Below are 20652 nucleotides of genomic sequence, written 5' to 3'. Positions count from 1 at the left end.
CCGCCGTTCCCGGCCGGACGTCCTAGAGCTTAGCAGGAAGGTGGGCCGGAAAGGAAAACGGGATCTCCCACTAGTATCCCGCGAACGAATCCACGTGGATACGGCGGGCGCCGGCATGCCGGGCGGCACGCCGCAGCGATCCAACGCTCGCCGGTGAGCCCGAGATGAATACCCTTCGCTGGCCGATGTCCGGCACGAGCCGTGTCAGCGCGTGACCGTCCAGCCGTGCTCCCGGGGCAAGCAGCGCACCCGCGTCCTCGATGAAGTCCGGCGGCACCGAGCCGTCGGCGAGGCGGGCGACGATGCGGGCGCCGGAATCCTGCAATTCGGCTGCGTAGGCGAGTTCCGAAGCATTGCGGGCAAGGTAGAGAAGCACGGTGTCGCGCTCGCGGGCCACACCGCCGGACAGGTGCGCCAAATAAGGCGTGATCCCAATGCCGGCGGCAATGAGCAGCACGGGGTCCTGCCCCTTCGGCAGAACGAAATCGCCCGCCACTGTGGTGGCTGTGAGCTCCTCGCCGGGCTTGAGGGACAGCAGCCTGCGCTTCGCCGCGGAGACGGGGTCAGCGGTGCCGACGCCGATCTTCACATGCTTTGCCTCGGGCGGGCTGGTCAGGCTGAAGACGCGGCGCCTGCCCCGTCTGTCCGGCTTGGTGTGCGGAAGATCGAGTTCCAGGTACTGTCCTGGCGCGTGGCGGAGCGGGCGCTGGGGGCGGAAGACGAATTCCGTCGTCGTCGGCGTAAGCCTGCGGGAGTGGCTGAACAGCAGCCGCACGCTTCCGCGCTGGCCAGCCAGGAACGCCAGCAGGTTGCCGATCAGCAGTGCCAGCTCGGGGGAGTTCGCCACAAAACCGAAGTTGTACGGGGTGGCCAGCAGGATTCCGACGACGGCGGCCATCGCCAGCTGCTGCCAGCGCCGGGGTGGCAGGGTGAGCGGCTCGGTGAGCATGAACCCGGCAAAGAACAGCACGGGTCCCTGGGCCAGGGTTTGCCACACGGCACTTCCGGGATCGACGCCGGAGGGCACTTGCACCGCGGCCACGACGGCGGTGGCCACCAGAATGAAGACGGCGGCCATGAGCGTTTTCCTGGTGCGGTAGAGCACCAGCAGGACGCCAAGGACCAAGAGCCACAGCATGGCCGGCGTGCCCGCCCACCAGGTGGCGATGTTGAGGCCAGTCAGCCCAGTGACGAATGCCCCGGCGGCCGCGGGGTTGAAGACATGCCTGCCACGCCAGGCGAGGGCGTACTTGGAGGCTGACGCCAGGACGCAGGCCAGCGCCACCCCGGCCAGGTCCATCGGTGCAAACGCCGGGCCGAGCTGGGTGGGCCAGAACAGGAAGTAGAGGAGGAGGCCCGTAATCAGCGAGGATTCCGAATGCGGCTGGACGCGGAACAGCGCGGCCAGGCCAAGGTTGGAAACGTACGTCAACCCCAGGCAGAGGGCCAGGTGGGCGAGCATGTTGGGAATGCCGAACGTCAGCCAGCCGAGGGCGTCGAGGAGGAGGCTGTAGGCCGCCAGCACGGCCAGCACCAACAGCACCAGCCTGTACATCGTGAACCGGCCCAGATAGGCGTCCAGGGCGGTGCCTGGCGAGGCCTGCTGCCGGGAGGTGGTTGAACTCATGTGAACAGCGCTCCTTCGAATTCCGCGGAGTATTCCGCGCTGCCGTTGGAAAATACCTTGAGCCAGGAAAAACGGAAGTTCCGGTCCAGGTCCTCGGCCGGAACCAGGAACAGGGCGGTGGCCAGGGCGTCCGCCTCCATGGCGGTCTCCGCCCGCGCCCAGGTGGCCACGACCGTCCTGACCGGCGCCCCGGTGGTGCCGTCCAGGACGTGATGGAGCCCGTCTCCCCAGGCCCGCCGGTTGGACGCCGAAGCACAGAGAGCGCCGGATCCCAGCGGCACAGTTCCTATGGCCTTGGTGGTGTCATAGGGGTGCTCCAGAGCCACCTGAACCGGCTCCGGGCCGCCGTTCAGGAGATCCCCGCTGGCGTCAATGAAGAAGTCCTTGACCCCGTGGCTCCGTAGCTGCCCGGCCAGGAGGTCCACGAGCTGGCCCTTGCCGGCCCCGCCGATGTCCAGCATCACCGGGGCAGTGGTGCGCAGTGACGTTCCCTGCCATTCCAGGACGGCGTCCCACGCCGGTGGAGGCGCAGCTTCTCCGTGGGGCTGCAGTGAATAGTGCGGATCGTAGCCCAGCCGCTCAAGGCTTTCACCGATGAGGGGCGTCATGGCCCCGCCACTGAGTGTGTAGAGCTGCCGGTAGAGTGCGGCCAGGCCTGCCGCTTCGGGCGGCAGCTGGTACTGCCCGGGCGCCCGGGACATCAGGGTCACCAGGGAGTCCTCCCGGAACCTGGACCACGTGGCGTCGTAGCGCTCCACTTCGTCCAGCAAGGAGCTGCGCAGCCCCGGGGGCAACGGGTCAGGGGTGGAGATTTCCCAGCCGGTCCCGATGCCGTCAAACCGGAAGTCCTGCCAGCCCGCGTGCGGCATGACAGCCGCCTACAGGGCCTGCGCCTTTATCGCTTCGACCGCCTGGTTGAAGCCGCCGCTGGTCAGGGAGGAGCCCGCCACTTTGGAGACGTTGATCTCATCAAGGCTTTTGCCCACCACCTGATCGGCAATGCCGCTGGCGAACTGGCCCTGGAATTTCCGGGTGTTGGGATTGGAGGGGTGCTCGGTGATCTCCACCGCTGACACCGTGCCGTTGGCCAGTGTCAGCTGAACGCCCACGGTCTCGGTGCCGTTGGGGGACTTGTAGTTGCCGTCCGCGCTGTAGGTCCCGTCCTTGTAGCCGGCCGCGGAGCCGGATGGGGAAGCGGAAGCCGTTGCAGTTCCCGACGCCGACGCGGATGCCGCCGCCGAGGGGTCACTCTCCTGCGCGGCGGGCTGCTGGGCGGAAGGCGCGCAGCCGGCCACCGTTCCGGCGAGGGACAGGCCGGCCATGCCGGCGAAAACAGTTTTGCGGATTGAAGGCTTCACGGGGTCTCTTTTCGTGGTGCGGGCACGCCAGGGACAGCGTTGAGTTCAGTGTTGATGTTTCAACAATTTAGTGGGTGAGTAAAGGTTAAGGGCACTTGCTGTGAATTTCCCTACTATTTGCTGTGACGCCGAGGGCGTGTGCCGGCGCCCCCGGATTCCGCGCCGCGACGGGCTCCCCGGTAGGCTAGGAGTGTGACTCCCGAAGAACTCTCCCTCGCAATATCCGCCTGCCTGAAAGACGCCGTGGCCGCCGGCGACATTGCCCTTGCGGAGGCGGCTATACCGGACTCCGTCCTGGTGGAGCGTCCGAAGAACCGGGAGCACGGCGACTGGGCAACCAACATCGCCCTGCAGCTGGCCAAGAAGGCCGGCACCAACCCCCGCGAATTTGCCACGCTGCTCAGCGCCCGGCTCAAGGACATCAGCGGCGTCGACGGCGTGGAAATCGCCGGTCCCGGCTTCCTTAACATCACAGTTGATGCCGCAGCCGCCGGCGCGCTGGCCAAGGCCATCGTCGAAGCGGGCAGGGAGTACGGCACCAACACCGCGCTCGCCGGCCACACCGTGAACATGGAGTTTGTTTCCGCCAACCCCACCGGCCCGCTGCACATCGGCCACACGCGCTGGGCAGCCCTGGGCGACTCGATCGCCAGGGTGCTTCGCGCCTCCGGCGCCGATGTCACCGCCGAGTACTACATCAACGACGCCGGCTCCCAGATGAACGTCTTTGCCAATTCGGTACTCTCGCGCCTGCACGGCCGCGACGTACCCGAGGGCGGCTACCCGGGCGAATACATCCGCGACCTCGGCCACGAGGTGCTGACGCAGCACCCGGACATCCGCGAACTGACGGACGCGGCGGCCCTGCCCGTTATCCGCGCCGCGGCCTACGAGGCACAGCTCAAGGACATCAAGGACACTCTGGCGGACTTTGGGGTCTCCTTCGACGTGTTCTTCTCCGAGCAGGAACTTCACGACGCCGGCGCGATCGAAAGTGCCGTTGCCCGCCTTCGCGAGCAGGGCCACGTGTTCGACGACGGCGGTGCCGTCTGGCTCCGCACCACCGACTTCGGTGATGACAAAGACCGTGTCATGATCCGTGCGAACGGCGAACCGACGTACTTCGCCGCCGATGCCGCGTACTACCTTTCCAAGAAGGACCGCGGCTACACGGAAAAGATCTACCTCCTGGGCGCCGACCACCACGGCTACATCAACCGGCTCAAGGCCATTGCCGCCGCTGCCGGGGACGACCCCGAGGTCAACATCGAGGTCCTCATCGGCCAGCTGGTGTCCGTCAACGGGGCCAAGCTCTCCAAGCGCGCCGGCAACATCATTGAGCTCAAGGACCTCATCTCCTGGCTGGGAACGGACGCGGTCCGCTATTCGCTGGCACGGTTCCCTGCCGACTCCCCGCTCACGCTGGACCCCGAGCTGCTCAAGAAGCACTCCAACGAGAACCCCGTGTTCTACGTGCAGTACGCCCACGCCCGGTCCCGCGGCGCGGCGCGGAACGCAGTGGCAGCAGGCGTGGACCGGAGCGCCTTCGACGCCTCCCTGCTGGACCACGCCACGGAGAACGAACTGCTGTCCTACCTGGGCAGCTACCCGTCCATCGTGGGCAAGGCCGCGGAGCTGCGCGAGCCCCACCGCGTGGCCCGCCACATGGAACTCATTGCCGGCGCCTACCACCGCTGGTACGACGCCTGCCGCATTGCCCCCATGGGCGACGACGCCGTGACGGACACCAACCGCACCAGGCTGTGGCTCAATGACGCCACCAGCCAGGTACTCGCCAACGGACTGGAACTGCTGGGCGTTTCGGCGCCGGAACGGATGTGATTGGCTTGCAGGAAACCACCAACAGCACGGCAAACACCAGCGCAGCGTCCAACAACTCCGCCTCGCCGCTTGCTCCGGAATGGCTCGCCGTCCCCGCGGACCTCAACGCCCTGCACACCCCGGTGTGGGCAGGCGGGGTGGAGCGAAATGCCGTCGGCGAGCTTGCCATTGACGGCATCCCCGTCAGCGCCCTCAAGGAGCAGTTCGGCACGCCTCTTTTCGTCTTGAGCGAATCGGACTTCCGCGCCCGCGCCCGCGCCTTCAAGGACGCGTTCGACGACGCCTTCGCCGACATCTGCGGGGGAGTGGACGTCTACTACGCCGGCAAGTCCTTCCTCTGCACCGCAGTCGCGAAATGGGTCGCCGAGGAGGGGCTGCGGCTGGACACCTGTTCCGGCGGCGAACTTGCGGTCGCGGGGCGGGCCGGCATCGACGGCGCAAACCTTTCGCTGCACGGCAACAACAAGTCCGACGCCGAGATCAACCGGGCGCTGGACATGAACCTTGGCCGCATCGTGGTGGACAGCCTGGACGAGCTGGAGCGCGTGGCCAAGATCGCCGCCGGCCGCGGGGAGACCGCCAAAGTCATGCTGCGGCTGACGCCCGGTGTGCACGCCCACACGCACGAGTTCATCGCCACCGCCCACGAGGACCAGAAATTCGGCCTCTCCATGGCCGGGGATTCGACTGACGAAGCAGGCCTGTCCGCTGCCGAGGAAGCCGTGGCTGCGGCCGCGTCGTACAGCAGTGTGGAGCTGCTGGGGCTGCACTGCCACATCGGTTCGCAGATCTTCGAGCCGGACGGCTTTGCGCTGGCTGCCCAAAAGCTGCTGACCTTCCTGGCCGCGGTCCAGGCCAAATACTCCATCACCCTGCCCGAGCTTGACCTCGGCGGCGGCTACGGCATCGCCTATACCCCGGTGGACACGCCCCGCCCGGCAGCCGACATCGCGCAGGCGATGGCCGCCGTCGTGCGTTCCAAGTGCACGGAACTGGGGATTACAGCGCCCCGGATTTCCATCGAACCCGGCCGCGCCATCGTGGGCAGCAGCACCTTCACGCTCTACGAGGTGGGCACGCTCAAAACCGTGCGGGTGGACGCCCCGGCCGCCGGCAACGGCGCAGCCGGTGATAATGCTGCGAAGAACGTTACGCACCCGCGCCGCTATGTGTCAGTGGACGGCGGCATGAGCGACAACGCCCGTCCGGTGCTGTACGACGCGGATTATTCGGCCATTCTCGCCTCGCGCACCTCCGCGGCGGCCCCGCAGCTGTCCCGCGTAGTGGGCAAACATTGCGAGAGCGGCGACATAGTTGTTAGAGATGTATATCTGCCCGAGGACGTGGCAGCCGGTGATCTGCTCGCTGTACCGGGGACCGGCGCCTACTGCTGGGCCCTGTCAAGCAACTACAACTATCTGGCCCGGCCGGGCGTTGTCGCTGTGCGCGACGGATCTCCCCGGCTGATTGTCCGCGGGGAAACCGAAGAAGATCTGCTGAACCGCGACATGGGAGCCTGAATGACCGAATTGCGAACCCTGAAAGTGGCCCTGCTGGGCTGTGGCAACGTCGGGGCTCAGGTGGCGCGGATTCTGATTGACGACGCCGGCACCCTGGCGCCGCGCACCGGCGCCCGCCTGGAACTGGCCGGCATCGCGGTGCGGAACCTCGATGCCGAGCGCGAGGTGGACCTCCCGCGCGAGCTGTTCACCACCGACGGTGAAACGCTGGTCAAGGACGCCGACCTTGTGATCGAGCTGATGGGCGGCATCGAGCCGGCCCGCTCGCTGATCCTGTCCGCCATCCAGAACGGCGCCAGCGTGGTCACGGGCAACAAGGCCCTGCTGGCCGCCGACGGTCCGGCCCTCTACGAGGAGGCGGACAAGGCCGGCGTCGAACTGTCCTACGAAGCGGCCGTGGCCGGCGCCATTCCCATCCTGCGCCCCATCCGCGACAGCCTGTCCGGCGACCGCATCACCCGCGTGCTGGGCATCGTCAACGGCACCACCAACTTCATCCTGGACCAGATGGACTCCACCGGTGCGCAGTTCGCCGACGCCCTCGCCGAGGCCCAGCGGCTCGGCTATGCCGAAGCCGACCCGACGGCCGACGTCGAGGGCCACGACGCCGCCGCCAAGGCCGCCATCCTGGCGTCCCTGTCCTTCCACACCCGGTTCGACCTGGAGCACGTCTACTGCGAGGGCATCACCCGCGTCAGCGCCGCCGACATTGCCGCCGCGAAGGAAGCCGGGTTTGTCATCAAGCTGCTGGCCATCGCCGAGAAAATCGGCAACGGCGACGGCAGCGAGGGTGTTTCCGTGCGCGTCCATCCGACGCTCCTGCCGCGCGAACACCCGCTCGCGGCCGTCCGCGGTGCGTTCAACGCTGTCTTCGTCGAGGCGGAAAACGCCGGTGAGCTGATGTTCTACGGCCAGGGCGCCGGCGGAACCCCGACGGCGTCTGCCGTGCTGGGCGACCTCGTCTCGGCCGCCCGCCGCATTGTCCTGGGCGGACCCGGACGCATCGAGTCCACCACCGGCCACGTCCCGGCGCTGCCCATCGACGCCGCGACCACCAGCTACTACATCGGCCTGGACGTTGCGGACCAGCCCGGCGTGCTGGCGAAGATCGCCCAGCTGTTCGCCGAGCACGGCGTCTCCATCGAAATCATGCGCCAGACCATCCACCGCGATGCCGACTCCAACGTGGAATCGGCCGAGCTGCGGATCGTCACCCACCGCGCAAGCGAAGCTGCACTGGCAGCGACCGTCGAAGCCGTGAAGGGCCTTGACGTGATCAATTCCGTTACATCCGTACTTCGGGTAGAAGGAGCTTAAGTGGCTCACCAATGGCGCGGTGTCATCCGCGAATACGCTGACCGTCTGCCCGTAACCGCGGCCACCAGGGTCATCACCCTTGGCGAGGGCGGCACGCCCCTGGTCTACGCCCAGAAGCTGTCCGAACTGACGGGCTCGGACGTCTACCTCAAGGTTGAGGGCATGAACCCCACCGGTTCCTTCAAGGACCGCGGCATGACCATGGCCATGACCGCGGCCGTGGAGGCCGGGGCCAAGGCCGTGGTGTGCGCCTCCACCGGAAACACGTCGGCCTCGGCTGCGGCATACGCCACCGCCGCCGGCCTGACGTGTGCCGTGCTGGTGCCCGAAGGCAAGATCTCCATGGGCAAGCTGAGCCAGGCCATTGCGCACGGTGCCACGCTCCTGCAGGTTGACGGCAACTTCGACAACTGCCTGGACATTGCCCGCAAGCTGGGCGAGTCCTACCCGGTCTTCCTGGTCAACTCCGTGAACCCGGCCCGCATCCAGGGCCAGAAGACCGGCGCCTTCGAGATCGTCGACGTCCTGGGCGACGCCCCGGACATCCACGTGCTCCCGGTCGGCAACGCCGGCAACATCACGGCCTACTGGAAGGGCTACAAGGAGTACTCCGCCCCGTTCGAGTCCGAAACGGCCGGCACGCTCGCTCCCGTCGCCACCAAGACCCCGGCCATGTGGGGCTTCCAGGCCGCGGGCGCCGCTCCGTTCGTGGCCGGCCACCCCATCACGGAGCCGGACACCATCGCCACCGCCATCCGGATCGGCAACCCCGCCTCCTGGGACGGCGCCATCGCCGCCCGTGACGAGTCCGGCGGATTCATCGATTCCGTGACGGACGAGGAAATCCTGGCCGCCCACCGCTGGCTGTCCGCCAAAGAGGGTGTCTTCGTGGAGCCCGGTTCCGCCGCGGGCGTCGCAGGCCTGCTCAAGAAGCACGCCGCAGGTGAGGTGCCTTCCGGCAAGACCATCGCGATCACCGTCACCGGCCACGGCCTCAAGGACCCGCAGTGGGCTCTCAGGACCGAGGACGGCAGCGATGTCCAGCCGGTCAAGGTGCCGAACGACGTCGTGACCGTTGCTGCAGAACTGGGACTGGAAGACAAATAACAGTGGAAACCATGCTGCCGCAGACCGCACAGCTGCCCGCCATCCAGGCCGGGCAGCAGGTGACGGTCCGGGTTCCGGCCACCAGCGCCAACCTCGGCCCCGGCTATGACAGCCTCGGGCTGGCACTGACCCTGCACGACACCCTCACCGTCGAGAGCCTGGACAGCGACGAGCTGGTCTTCGAACTCAGCGGTGAGGGTGCGGAGTCCCTTCCGCGGGACGCCAGCCACCTGGTGGTCCGGGCGATGAATGCCGCTTTCGGGCGACTGGGCTACCGCCACACCGGCCTGAAGATCACCGCCGAAAATGTCGTTCCGCACGGCCGCGGCCTGGGCTCGTCCGCGTCCGCAGTGGTGGCAGCCGTGACAGCCGCCAACGCGCTGCTGCCGGCGGGGGTGCAGCAGGACAAGAACTGGATCCTGCAGCTGACCAGCGAGATGGAAGGCCACCCGGACAACGTCGCTCCGGCGATCTACGGCGGACTGGCGCTGTCATGGCAGGACAGTGACCAGTACAGCAGCACGTGCGCCACGGTCAACGCTGCCGTGATCCCCATCGTGGCAGTTCCGGACTACGAGCTCTCTACGGAGGCCGCGCGCGCCCTGTTGCCTGCCTCCATTGGCCATCACGCGGCCGCGATGAACTCCGGCCGCGCAGCGCTTCTGATCCATGCCCTTACGCAGAAGCCTGAATTCCTGCTCGCAGGCACCGAGGATTTCCTGCACCAGAGCTACCGTGCGGAGGCCATGCGGCCCAGCGCCGGCCTGATCAAGGCCCTGCGCGGAGCCGGCCACGCGGCCGTAGTATCCGGCGCCGGACCCACAGTTCTGGTCCTGACCAACGGCGAGGCCGAGGCCGCCGCCGTTCTGGAATTCATCGCCGCGTTTTCCGAGGCAAACACGCCGGACATCAAGTGGCGTGCGATGAAGCTGGCAGTCGACGTCGAAGGTGCTAAAGTGGGAGTGCACCGGCGGTAAAACCGCATGCAGTCTCCGCAGTCCCCACCGCATTCACTGAGTCATAACCGCATTCTTTGATGCAGCCGGACGGCGACTCTGCAGTCGAGAGGGCCCTGCAGCCAAGAGACCGTGCAGTCAACGACTCCGAGAATGGCCTTAATCGGTCATCGGGTCAGAATCTGCTTCGATCTGCTGCTGCTTCGATCTCTTATTGCGAAATATTTTCCGGTGCCACCTGCTTGGCCTGGTCAGGAACCTACAGATGGATTTCTGTTCCCTGAACCGCCAGTCCGCCGCCCCGCCAGCTTTGCGGAGCGTTTGAAGGTGATCAGTATCCGGCCCTGCTGGCCGAACTCCAACCGGCAAGGCCGACATCCCGGCTGCAGATCTGAACTGCAGCCCAGATCCAATCATCGCGTCCAGCTCACAGTCTGGACGCCGTCGAGGGGGAAGGATCCTTCGTGACCGAAACCACTGAGCTGTCGCCAGCTGTGGACACACCATCTTCTGCTTCCGGATCGTTGACGGAAGCTCCCGCCAAGAGCAGCGGCCTTGCCGGCCTGAAGCTCGCCCAGCTGCAGGCGCTTGCCAGCCAGCTCGGTATCTCCGGCGGATCCCGCATGCGCAAGGGCGACCTGGTGACGGCCATTTCCGCGCACCGTGCAGGCACGTCCGCCACCGTCACCAAGGCACCGGCTCGGACCGCCGCCAAGGCTGCTGTAACCAGCCCGGCTGCCCCCGCTGCCGAAACCGCCGCAGCAGCCCCGGCTGCAGAAGCAGCCGAGGCTCCGGCGCAGGAAACCCGTGCACGTGGCCGTGGCCGCAGCCGCCGGGCAGTGAGCGATGGCATTGTCGCCGCAACTGCGGCAGAAACGGCCGCTGAGGCTCCGGCGGCGGCGCCGGCAGAAGCACCGGCCGCTGCCGAGGCTCCCGCCGCCGCTCCGGCCGAGGGTGGTGCCGAGGCAGAAGGCGCGGAACGCCGCCAGCCGCGCACCCGCAACCGCCGCCGTGGCGAAGCTGCCGCAGCGGCACCCGCTGAGGCACCCGCCGCTCCCGCCGAAGCTGCCCCGGAGGCACGCGGCACGGAATCACGCGGCACGGAAGCACGCGGAGCTGAGACCCGCGGTGCTGAGACCCGCGAGCAGGCACCCGAAGGCGAAGCCGGACAGCGCGAACGCCGCGACACCCGCGGCCGTGGTGGCCGCGACGCCGGCGAAGCCGGCGGACGCGACACCCGCCGTGACGACACCCGCCGTGACGACACCCGCCGTGACGACACCCGCCGTGACGACAACCGCGACGCCGACGACGACGGCGGCAGCCGCCGCAACCGGCGGAACCGCCGCGACCGGAACGACCGCAACGAGCGTTCGGACAGCCGCGACAACTCCTCGCGCAACGACCGCTTCCGTGACCGCAACGACCGACGCCGGGGACGCAGCCAGGGGCCCGACGTCGACGACGTCGAGGTCACCGACGACGACGTGCTGCTGCCGGTGGCGGGCATCCTGGATGTCCTGGAAAACTACGCGTTCATCCGTACGTCCGGTTACCTCCCGGGCCCGAACGACGTGTACGTCTCCCTGGCCCAGGTCAAGAAGTACAACCTGCGCAAGGGCGACGCCGTTGTTGGCGCCATCCGCGCACCGCGCGACGGCGAGGACCGCGGCCAGCAGTCCGCCCGCCAGAAGTTCAACGCGCTGGTCCGCGTCACCTCGGTGAACGGCAAGACCGCCGAGGACCTCAAGGACCGCGTGGAGTTCGCCAAGCTCGTCCCGCTGTACCCGTCCGAGCGCCTCCGCCTCGAGACCGACCCCAAGAAGATCGGCCCCCGAGTCATCGACCTGGTCGCCCCGATCGGCAAGGGCCAGCGTGGCCTGATCGTCTCCCCGCCCAAGGCCGGCAAGACGCTCATCCTGCAGTCCATCGCCAACGCGATCACCACCAACAACCCTGAGGTCCACCTCATGATGGTGCTGGTTGACGAACGTCCCGAAGAAGTCACGGACATGCAGCGCACCGTCAAGGGCGAGGTCATTGCCTCCACCTTCGACCGTCCCGCCGACGACCACACCACCGTGGCCGAGCTCTCCATCGAACGCGCCAAGCGCCTCGTGGAAATGGGAATGGACGTCGTGGTGCTCCTTGACTCCATGACCCGTCTGGGCCGCGCCTACAACCTGGCAGCCCCGGCCTCCGGCCGCATCCTGTCCGGTGGTGTGGACTCCGCAGCGCTGTACCCGCCGAAGCGTTTCTTCGGTGCTGCCCGCAACATCGAAAACGGCGGCTCGCTGACCATCCTGGCAACCGCCCTCGTGGAGACCGGATCCAAGATGGACGAGGTCATCTTCGAAGAGTTCAAGGGCACCGGCAACATGGAGCTCCGCCTGTCCCGCCAGCTGGCAGACAAGCGCATCTTCCCCGCCGTGGACGTCAACGCCTCCGGCACCCGCCGCGAAGAAAACCTGCTCTCGGCCGAAGAGGTCAAGATCATGTGGAAGCTGCGACGCGTCCTCTCCGGCCTCGAGACCCAGCAGAGCCTGGAACTCCTGACCAACAAGATCCGCGAGACCGGAAGCAACGTCGAGTTCCTCATGCAGGTCCAGAAGACGACGCTTGGTGCGAAGTCGGATAACGACAAGTAGCTGAGCTAGGGGCGGGCGCTGGTGCGTTCGTGCGGTGGGTGCCGCGCGGATGTTCCGCCCCCGCCCCTTCGCGTTGCAGCTGACGTACTGCGTACGGCAGCTGCAACACTCCGACAGGCCCGATGCCACTCCCGGGGCGGAACATCCGCGCGGCAGTTGCGTGGCTCGCTCACCGTAGCGCGCCGATTTTGCGCCTGATTAAAATAGGTGCAGAACGAAAGGTTTTGAAAATGTTTGAGTCCGTACAGGGCCTGTTGGATGAGCATGATTCCATCCAGGCGCAGTTGGGGGATCCGGCTGTTTATGCTGACCAGAAGCTGGCGCGGAAGCTGGGGCGGCGGTCCGCGCAGTTGAACGGCATCGTGGACGCGTACCACAAGTGGCACGCGCTGCAGGATGACCTTACCGCTGCCAGGGAGATGGCTGCCGAGGACCCTGACTTTGCTGCCGAGGTGCCCGAACTCGAGGAAGCCCTGGAGACCGCTGCGGCGCGGTTGACGCGGCTGCTGATTCCCCGTGACCCGGACGATGCGCGCAACGTGATCCTTGAGGTCAAGGGCGGTGAAGGCGGCGACGAGGCTGCCCTGTTCGCCGGCGATCTGCTGCGCATGTACACCCGCTACGCGGAATCGCGGGGCTGGAAGACTGAGATCATCTCCTCCACCGAGTCCGACCTCGGCGGCTACAAGGACGTCCAGGTGGCCGTCAAGGGCAGCTCCAACGATCCCGCCGAGGGCGTCTACGCGCGGCTCAAGTTCGAGGGCGGTGTGCACCGCGTCCAGCGTGTGCCCGTGACCGAATCGCAGGGCCGCATCCACACATCGGCCGCAGGTGTTCTTGTCCTGCCCGAGGTTGACGAGCCCGAAGAGCTCGAGATCAACCAGAACGACCTCAAAATCGACGTGTACCGGTCCTCGGGCCCCGGCGGCCAGTCCGTCAACACCACCGACTCCGCCGTCCGCATCACGCACCTTCCCACCGGAATCGTCGTGGCCATGCAGAACGAGAAGTCCCAGCTGCAGAACCGGGAAGCCGGCATGCGCGTCCTCCGTGCCCGCATCCTGGCCCACCAGCAGGAGCAGATCGACGCCGCCAACTCCGAGCAGCGGAAGTCGCAGATCCGCACCATGGACCGGTCCGAGCGGATCCGCACGTACAACTACCCGGAAAACCGGATCGCCGACCACCGCACGGGCTACAAGGCCTACAACCTTGACCAGGTCATGAACGGGGACCTCGAGCCGGTCATCCAGTCCGCCATCGAGATGGACGAGCAGGCGCGGCTGGACGCCATCGGCGACTAGGAACCCCGGAATCTCATGACGTCCGAGCAAACCCCGGCGGCGCCAGAGCACAGTCCGCCTGCCCAGTCCCTGGCGGACGCCGTCCGGGAGGCGACAGAGCGCCTTACCGAGGCTGGCGTGCCCAGCCCCCGCGTGGACGCCGAGTTGTTGGCCGACCATTTGCTGGGCGTGGGGCTGGGCCGGCTGCGGGCCATGATGCTCGGTGATACCCCCGCTCCGCCAGGCTACGCCGAACTTGTTGCCGAGCGCGCCACCCGGATTCCGCTCCAGCACATCACCGGCGTGGCGCACTTCCGCTACCTCCAGCTCGCGGTTGGACCCGGTGTTTTCATTCCCCGCCCGGAAACCGAGTCCGTGGTGCAGCTGGTCATCGACCGGCTGCGCGCATTGGAACGCACAGGCGTTGTCCGCCCCAAGGTAGTGGACCTGGGCACCGGATCCGGTGCCATCGCCGGATCAATCGCGCACGAGGTGCCCGAGGCCGAGGTTTTTGCGGTCGAGTTCAGCGAGTTCGCGCACGCCTGGGCCGCGAAGAACCTCCGGCCGCTGGGGGTCACCCTGCTGCTGGGGGACCTGCGGAACGCTCTGCCGGAGCTCAACGGAACGTTCGACGTCGTGGTTTCCAACCCGCCGTACATCCCCGCCGAGGCCATTCCCAACGAACCGGAAGTGGCGCTCCACGACCCGCCGGAAGCGCTCTACGGCGGGGGAGCGGACGGCATGGAACTGCCGACGGCGGCCGCCGCCTCGGCGGCGCGGCTCCTGGTTCCCGGCGGCTACTTCGTGATGGAACACGCCGAGGTCCAGGCCGGCTGGATATCGTCGATGCTGAAGCGGACCGGGCTCTGGACCGACGTCACCACGCACTTTGACCTTAATGGCAAGGAACGCGCCACCAGCGCCGTCCTTGCTTTCCCGCCCGCGGAGTAATGAAAGAATGAGGCAGTGACCACTACGTACAACTGCACGGCCGACGACGAGCGGACCGCCGGGATCGCCCACGCACGGCGGGCGATCCTCGAGAAGAAGTGCATTGTCCTTCCCACGGACACCGTCTACGGAATCGCCGCCGATGCCTTTTCCCCGCAGGCCGTCACCATGCTGCTGGTCTCCAAGGGCCGCGGCCGGAACATGCCGCCGCCGGTCCTGATTCCGCGCCTGAACGCGCTCGACGGGCTGGCCACCGATGTGTACCCGGATGCCCGGGACCTGGCCGAGGCCTTCTGGCCCGGCGGGCTGACCCTGATTTTCCACGCTCAGCCGTCCCTCGACTGGGACCTGGGCGAGACCAAGGGGACCGTTGCCCTTCGAATTCCGGACGACGAGGTGGCGATCGACCTGCTGACCGTCACCGGACCCCTCGCCGTATCCTCGGCGAACCGGACCGGCCAGGCGCCCGCACAGACAGCCTTCGAAGCACGCACCCAGCTCGCGGAGTCCGTGGAGGTCTACCTTGAAGGCGGCTTCCGGCCGGTCGAGGGAACCGACGCCCGGCCGTCCACCATCGTGGATGCCACATCGCTGCCGCTGCGCGTTGTCCGTGAGGGGGCCATCAGCATCGAGCGGCTGCGGGAAGTGGTCCCCGGAGTCCTCGACATCAACGGCAACGCTGCGGATGAAGCTGAGGTCACCGCGGCCGAGGCTGAGGCCACCGCGGCCGCCGATGAGGACACTGCAGCAGGGGACGCTGCGCCGGAAGACGGCGCAGAAGATCCTGTGCACTCCGACGCCGGCGAAAAGCCTGCAAGCGCCGAATGACGCTGCAGAGGCAAGCCATACCGGTCCTCGGAGTGGATGCCACGCCCTTGGACGTCGACGGACTGACCGCAGTCCTCAACGGATTCGTGGCTGAGGGCACCACCAGGACCGTCGTCGGACACAATCTGCACAGCGTGACGCTTTTCCACTCCGAACCCGGGTTCAGGAAGTTCTACGAGAACAGCGACGTTGTCCTTCTCGACGGCGCGCCCGTCCTCTGGCTGTGGGGGAGAGGCCGGCAAAAGACCGGCGGGGAGAAGGCGGGCCCCGGCACGCGGCCCGTCATGGACTACCGGCTCGGGTCAACGGACTGGATTCCGGCGCTGGGCCGCTTGGGCGGACTCCACCGCATCGCCGTCCTTGGCGCCGGGGCGACTGCCAACGCCAAGGCCGTGGCGAAGCTGCAGGCCATCGTGCCGGGCGCCACTGTCTTCGGAATGCCTGGGGAGGGCTGGGACCCGGACCTGGAAGAGAAGGCCGCCGCGTGGCTGGCCGAAGTCCAGCCGCAGCTGGTGCTGATCGGCCTGGGCATGCCGCTGCAGGAGGAGGTCCTGTGGCGCCGCCTGCCCTCGCTTCCGCCCGCCGTGTACTGCGCCGTCGGAGGAGCCATTGAGCAGATCGCCGGCATCCAGAAGCTGGCGCCCCGCTGGCTGGGCCGGCTGGGCCTGGAGTGGGCCTGGCGGCTGCTGCTGCATCCGCGCCGCGTGGCGTACCGGGTATTTGGCGAACCGTGGGTCCTGCTGGGGCTGCTGCTGCGGCGCCGGCTGCGCGGACAGGGCTAGAAAGAACCCCGCCTACGTCAGAACTTCTGGTCCTTCAGCGGGCCAAATCCCTTGCCGCGGAGCCCCGTGGAGAACGCCCGGAACCAGTCCGCCAGCCCGCGGAGATCGCCCCGGCGGAGGAAGTAGCCGAGGTAGCCGCCCACATCGGCCACCAGCGACTTCACCCGGAAGTGGCGGCGAATGAGGTAGCCGCGGTTGCGGTAGTAGTAGTACCTCTTGAAGGCGCCCTCCGGGACGATGACGTGCCAGCGGGCACCAAACACGTGCTTCGTTTCGGAAAACGCGTGCGGGTGCATGATCGCCGCCGTGGTGACGGTGCCGAACCGGATGCCCGCCTTGCGCAGCCGGATGGTGAAGTCCACCTCGTCGCCGCGGATGAAGAGGCGCATGTCCGGCAGCCCTACCTTGAAGAACACGTCGGAGCGGATGAGGGCGCCGTTGAAGAAATGGCCGTCGTTCGGCAGGAACCCCACCTTTTCCAGCGCGGCCCGGTCATGCGAGACCTTTCCGTCCAGCCTGAAGAAGAAGGAGAGCTGGTCGGGGTGCCCCGGAGCCACCACAAGGGGCACAACAGCCTCCAGGTCGCGCGCCTCCGCTTCCCGGATCAGAGTGGCCAGGCACCCGGCGTCCGCCGGTTCGGCGTCGTCGTCCATCATCCAGACCCAGTCGGCGCCGCTGGCTACCGCCTTAAGGGCCGCGAGGGAGAAGCCGCCGGCGCCGCCCAGGTTGGCTTCCGAACGGATGTAGTCCACATTTGCATGCTGGGCCGCGACGTCCCTTGCCGGCACTGTGCCGCTGTCAACGAGGCAGATTGTGGACACGGAAGCCGTCTGCCCATTGATGGCTTTCAGCAGGACGGCGAGCTCACGGGGACGGTCAAACGTCACGGCGGCAACTGCGACCGACACTGGCATTGCGGGGATCCTTTCAGCACAGCCGTCGGCAAGTTTCCCGCCGGCGTAAGGCCGTGTGACGCGAAGCGATGTACCCGTTGGCGTTAGTATCTTGACTAGAGTCCACTGTAATACAGCCCCGTCAGGCACTATGCACTGCCTGTCTGTGCGCATGGCGACGGAGAAGTTTCATTTATTGCACGTCAGATCCACACCTAACGAACCCGCATGGTCCGCCCGGCCTGACCCCGAATCCGCATCCGAATAGCCTGCAGCATGGCAGCACTCGCCGCGCCCCGGGAACGGTGGCCGCGCCATGATCATGTACCTGTCCATGATGCTGACAGCGGCCGTCGTCTCCTACGGGGCAACGTGGGGTGCGCGCCTGATCGGCAACCGGCTTGAGCTCTTCGCCCCGATCCGCAGCAGGGACATGCATTCCAGCCCGGTCTCGCGGCTCGGCGGGCTGGGAATCTTCGCCGGCGTGCTGGTGGCGCTGGCGATCGCAAGCCAGTCCTTCTTCGTCAAGGACATCTTCCGGAACAACGGCTCTCCGTGGGGTGTGGTGGCGGGTGCCGCCGTCATCGTGCTGGTGGGAGTGGCGGACGACCTCCTGGACCTTCGCTGGTGGGTCAAGCTGATCGGGCAGGCTTGCGCCGCGCTCGTGGTGGCCGTCTGGGGTGTCCGGATGACCATCATTCCGTTCGTTCCGGAGCCGATCCGCTTCGAGTCGGACCCGGTCAACATCGCCCTCACCACCGGCCTCATCGTCGTCACGATGAACGCGTTCAACTTCATCGACGGGCTGGACGGGCTGGCGGCCGGGGTGGCCATCATCGGCGGGTCGGCGTTCTTCCTCACCGCATATTGGGTCCACCGGAATGCGCCGATCCTGGACCGTTCCGACCTCGCCACACTGCTGACGGCAGTCCTCGTGGGGAGTTGCCTGGGCTTCCTGCCGCACAACTGGTTTCCCTCAAAGATCTTCATGGGCGATTCCGGCGCGATGCTGATAGGCCTGCTGATGGCCTCAGCCGGTGTGGTCTCTACCGGGCAGATCACGTCGGGGCTTTATGACCGCGTCAACGGTATCCCCACGATCATCCCCATCCTGCTGCCGTTTGCGGTGCTGTTCCTGCCCCTCCTGGACCTGTGTCTCGCGGTGGTGCGGCGCACCGCCGTCGGCCGTTCACCGTGGTCCGCGGACCGCGGACATCTGCACCACAAGCTCATGGACATCGGTTATTCCCACCGCACCGCGGTCATGCTCCTGTACTTGTGGGCAGCGGTGCTGTCCTTCGGCGGCCTCGCCTTTGCCGTCTACCCTTGGCAAATTGTGCTGGCAGCAATGATCGCTGCCACACTCATCATGGGCCTGGTCACGGCCTGGCCGTACCTGAGCCGCCGCGGGGAGAGCGCCGGCATGGGCCAGGCACCCGAGTAACGCGCTTTTCGGAAAATTTCTATCTCGTGTAGAATTCAGGTGCAGGTCTTTCCTGCACCACTCCACCCTGCCCCGAAGATTGGGTTCGCATGACCTCCAACCCCGAGCCCGGACCTGCGTCCGGCAAAGGATTCGTTGGCGTCTCCGGGCCCACACGGTCGCTCTGGCTCGGTCTGCTTGGACTCAGTTCTGCAGCAGCCGGCGGCGCCCTGGTCCTGACCGGCGTGGTGGCTGCCCTCCTGAACGGCTGGACCGGTGTTCTGTCCAGCAGCCTCGGTGGCCTGCTGGTGGTCGTGTTCTTCGCGATCAGCCTCCTGATCGGACACTTCGTGGGGCGTAACAACCCCTCAGGTGCCGTCGGACTGTTCGTGGCGACGTACTTCGTCAAGGTCATCGGCTTCGCCGTGGTCCTGTTCGCCGTCGGTGCCCCCGGCTGGCTGCACGGCCGCTGGTTCGTCATTGGCGCCGTCGTGGCCGTGGTCACATGGCAGGCAGCCGAGATCTACGGTTTCAGCAAGGCCCGGCTGCAGATCTTCAATGACCCAGAGCAGGACAGGGGCGCCACCGATGTCTAAGCGCAGCCACCCGGGTAAAAACGAGCCCGGGGCACCCGGGCCGACCCCCGGTCCTGCCGCCGTACCCGGCGAGAATTCCGACGGCGGTTACAACGCTGGAATGGCCGTCTTTAGCTACATTATTGGCGGAATCATCGTCTGGAGTTTGATAGGCTGGGGACTGGATTATCTGTGGGGAACCCGCTGGATTGTGCTCGTAGGCGCTCTGCTTGGAGCTGCGGGAGGGTTCTATCTGTCCCATATGCACGGCCTCACCAGTTCAAGGAAACCAACTGGCGGGAACGGTGCAGCCAGCGGCCCGTCGGAGGACGGGAACAGTAATGCCAAATAATTTCACGAGGGGGAGGGCAAGCATGACGCGCGCCGGAACCCGACCAACGCCCAACGATGGACACTGCAGAGAGGAAACGCGTTGATCGCGCTTGCGCTCCCGGCCCAAAATTCAGGAGAGTTCACACCTCCCGGAATTGAAGAAATGCACCTGCCGGCAATCCTGCCGTGGGGTGCGGCAGACGGATTCTCCAAGCAGATGCTGCTGGTTATCCTGTCCGTCGTCATTATCGCCACATTCTTTGTGCTCGCTGCGCGGAAGCAGCAGCTCGTTCCCGGCAAGCTGCAGTTCGCTGGTGAAGCCGCCTACGGCTTCGTCCGTAACAGCATCGCCAAGGACATCATCGGTGGCAGGGACTTCATCAAGTACGTCCCGCTGCTGTTCAGCCTGTTCTTCTTCATCCTGGTGAACAACATCTACGGCGCCATCCCGGTGATCCAGCTCCCGAGCTTCTCGCACGTCGGCGGCGCCTACGTGCTGGCAGCCATCGTGTACGTCACCTGGATCGGCATTGGCATCAAGAAGAACGGCCTGCGCTACTTCAAGCTCGCCACCGTTCCCTCCGGTGTCCCGGTCTACATCCTCCCGATCGTCATTCCGATCGAGATCATCTCCAACTTCCTGGTCCGTCCGGTCACGCACAGCCTGCGTCTCTTCGCCACCATGCTGGCCGGTCACCTGATCGTCATGATTGCCGGCTCCGGCATCGAATACCTCGTCATGCAGGAGAACGTCCTCCTCAAGGGCACTTCTGTGCTGGTTCTTGCCGGCGCGATTGCCATGTACATGCTGGAAGCGCTGATCATGGCGCTGCAGGCGTACGTGTTCACACTGCTGACTGCGATCTACATCGAAGGCGCACTCCACGCCGACAGCCACTAGGCACCTCAAACTTCCCCTCGCGGGGATGAAGCAACCCAAACAACCTGCCATGTACATGGCATCTTGAAAGGAAGAAAAATGGAAGGCTCCATCAACGGCTCCCTCAACCTCATCGGCTACGGCCTCTCGGCCATCGGCGGTGGTATCGGTGTGGGTCTCGTGTTCGCCGCCTACATCAACGGTGTGGCACGTCAGCCGGAAGCCCAGCGCGTCCTGCAGCCGATCGCATTCCTCGGCCTTGCGCTGACTGAAGCCCTCGCCATCCTGGGCCTGGTCTTCGCTTTCGTTCTCAAGTAAACCTTCAGAAC

The 20652-nt window shown here is 66.4% G+C and carries 19 protein-coding genes; 15 read left to right on the top strand and 4 right to left on the bottom strand.

Features of this window, described 5'->3' with window-relative positions; genetic code table 11:
* Window positions 1–70 precede the first annotated feature (70 nt).
* The 3 genes from ACFQ50_RS09060 to ACFQ50_RS09050 are packed head-to-tail and all read right to left on the bottom strand — an operon-like array spanning window position 71 to window position 2985.
* The gene (locus tag ACFQ50_RS09060) at window positions 71–1627 is read right to left on the bottom strand and encodes a ferredoxin--NADP reductase (protein ID WP_377995185.1); all 1557 of its coding nucleotides are present in this window, start codon (window positions 1625–1627) and stop codon (window positions 71–73) included.
* The gene (locus ACFQ50_RS09055) at window positions 1624–2496 is read right to left on the bottom strand and encodes an FAD:protein FMN transferase (protein WP_377995184.1); all 873 of its coding nucleotides are present in this window, start codon (window positions 2494–2496) and stop codon (window positions 1624–1626) included. The genes ACFQ50_RS09060 and ACFQ50_RS09055 overlap by 4 nt, the downstream gene beginning before the upstream one ends.
* A 9-nt stretch (window positions 2497–2505) precedes the next feature.
* Entirely contained in the window at window positions 2506–2985 is a 480-nt protein-coding gene (locus ACFQ50_RS09050) for a hypothetical protein (RefSeq protein WP_377995183.1), read from the bottom strand.
* A 192-nt stretch (window positions 2986–3177) separates the two neighbouring features.
* Here ACFQ50_RS09050 and argS point away from each other — a divergent pair, with 192 nt between their 5' ends.
* The 10 genes from argS (at window position 3178) to ACFQ50_RS09000 (ending at window position 16219) form a co-directional block, all read left to right on the top strand.
* Window positions 3178–4827: an arginine--tRNA ligase gene (argS, locus tag ACFQ50_RS09045; RefSeq protein WP_377995182.1), complete on the top strand. Its 1650-nt coding sequence runs from the start codon at window positions 3178–3180 to the stop codon at window positions 4825–4827.
* Between the two features lie 5 nt (window positions 4828–4832).
* Window positions 4833–6347 carry a diaminopimelate decarboxylase gene (gene lysA, locus ACFQ50_RS09040; RefSeq protein ID WP_377995195.1) on the top strand — a complete coding sequence of 505 codons (1515 nt, stop codon included), beginning with the start codon at window positions 4833–4835 and terminating at the stop codon, window positions 6345–6347.
* Window positions 6348–7664, top strand: a complete 1317-nt coding sequence (locus tag ACFQ50_RS09035) for a homoserine dehydrogenase (protein ID WP_354258545.1) — start codon at window positions 6348–6350, stop codon at window positions 7662–7664.
* Window positions 7665–8771, top strand: a complete 1107-nt coding sequence (gene thrC / locus ACFQ50_RS09030; RefSeq protein WP_377995181.1) for a threonine synthase — start codon at window positions 7665–7667, stop codon at window positions 8769–8771. It begins immediately after the preceding gene.
* 11 nt (window positions 8772–8782) lie between these two features.
* Window positions 8783–9748, top strand: coding sequence for a homoserine kinase (thrB, locus tag ACFQ50_RS09025; RefSeq protein WP_377995180.1), 966 nt, complete (start codon window positions 8783–8785; stop codon window positions 9746–9748).
* Between the two features lie 443 nt (window positions 9749–10191).
* The gene (gene rho / locus ACFQ50_RS09020) at window positions 10192–12375 is read left to right on the top strand and encodes a transcription termination factor Rho (protein ID WP_377995179.1); all 2184 of its coding nucleotides are present in this window, start codon (window positions 10192–10194) and stop codon (window positions 12373–12375) included.
* Between the two features lie 230 nt (window positions 12376–12605).
* A complete protein-coding gene (gene prfA / locus ACFQ50_RS09015) occupies window positions 12606–13679 on the top strand; it encodes a peptide chain release factor 1 (protein ID WP_377995178.1) in 1074 nt (357 codons plus the stop codon).
* A gap of 15 nt (window positions 13680–13694) precedes the next feature.
* Window positions 13695–14609: a peptide chain release factor N(5)-glutamine methyltransferase gene (gene prmC / locus ACFQ50_RS09010; RefSeq protein WP_377995177.1), complete on the top strand. Its 915-nt coding sequence runs from the start codon at window positions 13695–13697 to the stop codon at window positions 14607–14609.
* Window positions 14610–14624: 15 nt separating this feature from the next.
* A complete protein-coding gene (locus ACFQ50_RS09005) occupies window positions 14625–15437 on the top strand; it encodes an L-threonylcarbamoyladenylate synthase (RefSeq protein WP_377995176.1) in 813 nt (270 codons plus the stop codon).
* Window positions 15434–16219: a WecB/TagA/CpsF family glycosyltransferase gene (locus ACFQ50_RS09000; RefSeq protein WP_377995175.1), complete on the top strand. Its 786-nt coding sequence runs from the start codon at window positions 15434–15436 to the stop codon at window positions 16217–16219. Before ACFQ50_RS09005 ends, ACFQ50_RS09000 begins: the two co-directional genes overlap by 4 nt.
* A gap of 17 nt (window positions 16220–16236) precedes the next feature.
* On the opposite strand, the gene ACFQ50_RS08995 is transcribed toward ACFQ50_RS09000, so the two are convergent.
* Window positions 16237–17133, bottom strand: a complete 897-nt coding sequence (locus ACFQ50_RS08995; RefSeq protein WP_377995174.1) for a glycosyltransferase — start codon at window positions 17131–17133, stop codon at window positions 16237–16239.
* 295 nt (window positions 17134–17428) lie between these two features.
* On the opposite strand from ACFQ50_RS08995, the gene ACFQ50_RS08990 reads away from it, so the two are divergent.
* The 5 genes from ACFQ50_RS08990 (at window position 17429) to atpE (ending at window position 20641) form a co-directional block, all read left to right on the top strand.
* Window positions 17429–18556, top strand: coding sequence for an MraY family glycosyltransferase (locus ACFQ50_RS08990; RefSeq protein WP_377995173.1), 1128 nt, complete (start codon window positions 17429–17431; stop codon window positions 18554–18556).
* Between the two features lie 89 nt (window positions 18557–18645).
* A complete protein-coding gene (locus ACFQ50_RS08985; protein WP_377995172.1) occupies window positions 18646–19131 on the top strand; it encodes a hypothetical protein in 486 nt (161 codons plus the stop codon).
* Entirely contained in the window at window positions 19124–19462 is a 339-nt protein-coding gene (locus ACFQ50_RS08980) for a hypothetical protein (RefSeq protein ID WP_377995171.1), read from the top strand. Before ACFQ50_RS08985 ends, ACFQ50_RS08980 begins: the two co-directional genes overlap by 8 nt.
* Before the next feature lie 81 nt (window positions 19463–19543).
* Window positions 19544–20344, top strand: coding sequence for a F0F1 ATP synthase subunit A (gene atpB / locus ACFQ50_RS08975; RefSeq protein ID WP_102972065.1), 801 nt, complete (start codon window positions 19544–19546; stop codon window positions 20342–20344).
* 78 nt (window positions 20345–20422) lie between these two features.
* On the top strand, window positions 20423–20641 hold the full coding sequence (gene atpE, locus ACFQ50_RS08970) for an ATP synthase F0 subunit C (RefSeq protein WP_003804776.1): 219 nt from the start codon (window positions 20423–20425) through the stop codon (window positions 20639–20641).
* Window positions 20642–20652 lie beyond the last annotated feature (11 nt).

This window comes from Arthrobacter sp. NPDC056493 (genome assembly GCF_042795115.1).
GTDB lineage: Bacteria > Actinomycetota > Actinomycetes > Actinomycetales > Micrococcaceae > Arthrobacter.
Note: the sequence above shows the minus strand (reverse complement) of the source record. Positions and strands in the feature narration are given on the sequence as shown.

What these genes read in the sequence shown, in the direction of transcription:
- ACFQ50_RS09060 (WP_377995185.1), bottom strand. Translation starts at nt 1,627, where the DNA reads ATGAGTTCAACCACCTCCCGGCAGCAGGCCTCGCCAGGCACCGCCCTG.
- ACFQ50_RS09055 (WP_377995184.1), bottom strand. Translation starts at nt 2,496, where the DNA reads ATGCCGCACGCGGGCTGGCAGGACTTCCGGTTTGACGGCATCGGGACC.
- ACFQ50_RS09035 (WP_354258545.1), top strand. Translation starts at nt 6,348, where the DNA reads ATGACCGAATTGCGAACCCTGAAAGTGGCCCTGCTGGGCTGTGGCAAC.
- thrB (WP_377995180.1), top strand. Translation starts at nt 8,783, where the DNA reads ATGCTGCCGCAGACCGCACAGCTGCCCGCCATCCAGGCCGGGCAGCAG.
- prfA (WP_377995178.1), top strand. Translation starts at nt 12,606, where the DNA reads ATGTTTGAGTCCGTACAGGGCCTGTTGGATGAGCATGATTCCATCCAG.
- prmC (WP_377995177.1), top strand. Translation starts at nt 13,695, where the DNA reads ATGACGTCCGAGCAAACCCCGGCGGCGCCAGAGCACAGTCCGCCTGCC.
- ACFQ50_RS09000 (WP_377995175.1), top strand. Translation starts at nt 15,434, where the DNA reads ATGACGCTGCAGAGGCAAGCCATACCGGTCCTCGGAGTGGATGCCACG.
- ACFQ50_RS08995 (WP_377995174.1), bottom strand. Translation starts at nt 17,133, where the DNA reads ATGCCAGTGTCGGTCGCAGTTGCCGCCGTGACGTTTGACCGTCCCCGT.
- ACFQ50_RS08990 (WP_377995173.1), top strand. Translation starts at nt 17,429, where the DNA reads ATGATCATGTACCTGTCCATGATGCTGACAGCGGCCGTCGTCTCCTAC.
- ACFQ50_RS08985 (WP_377995172.1), top strand. Translation starts at nt 18,646, where the DNA reads ATGACCTCCAACCCCGAGCCCGGACCTGCGTCCGGCAAAGGATTCGTT.
- ACFQ50_RS08980 (WP_377995171.1), top strand. Translation starts at nt 19,124, where the DNA reads ATGTCTAAGCGCAGCCACCCGGGTAAAAACGAGCCCGGGGCACCCGGG.
- atpE (WP_003804776.1), top strand. Translation starts at nt 20,423, where the DNA reads ATGGAAGGCTCCATCAACGGCTCCCTCAACCTCATCGGCTACGGCCTC.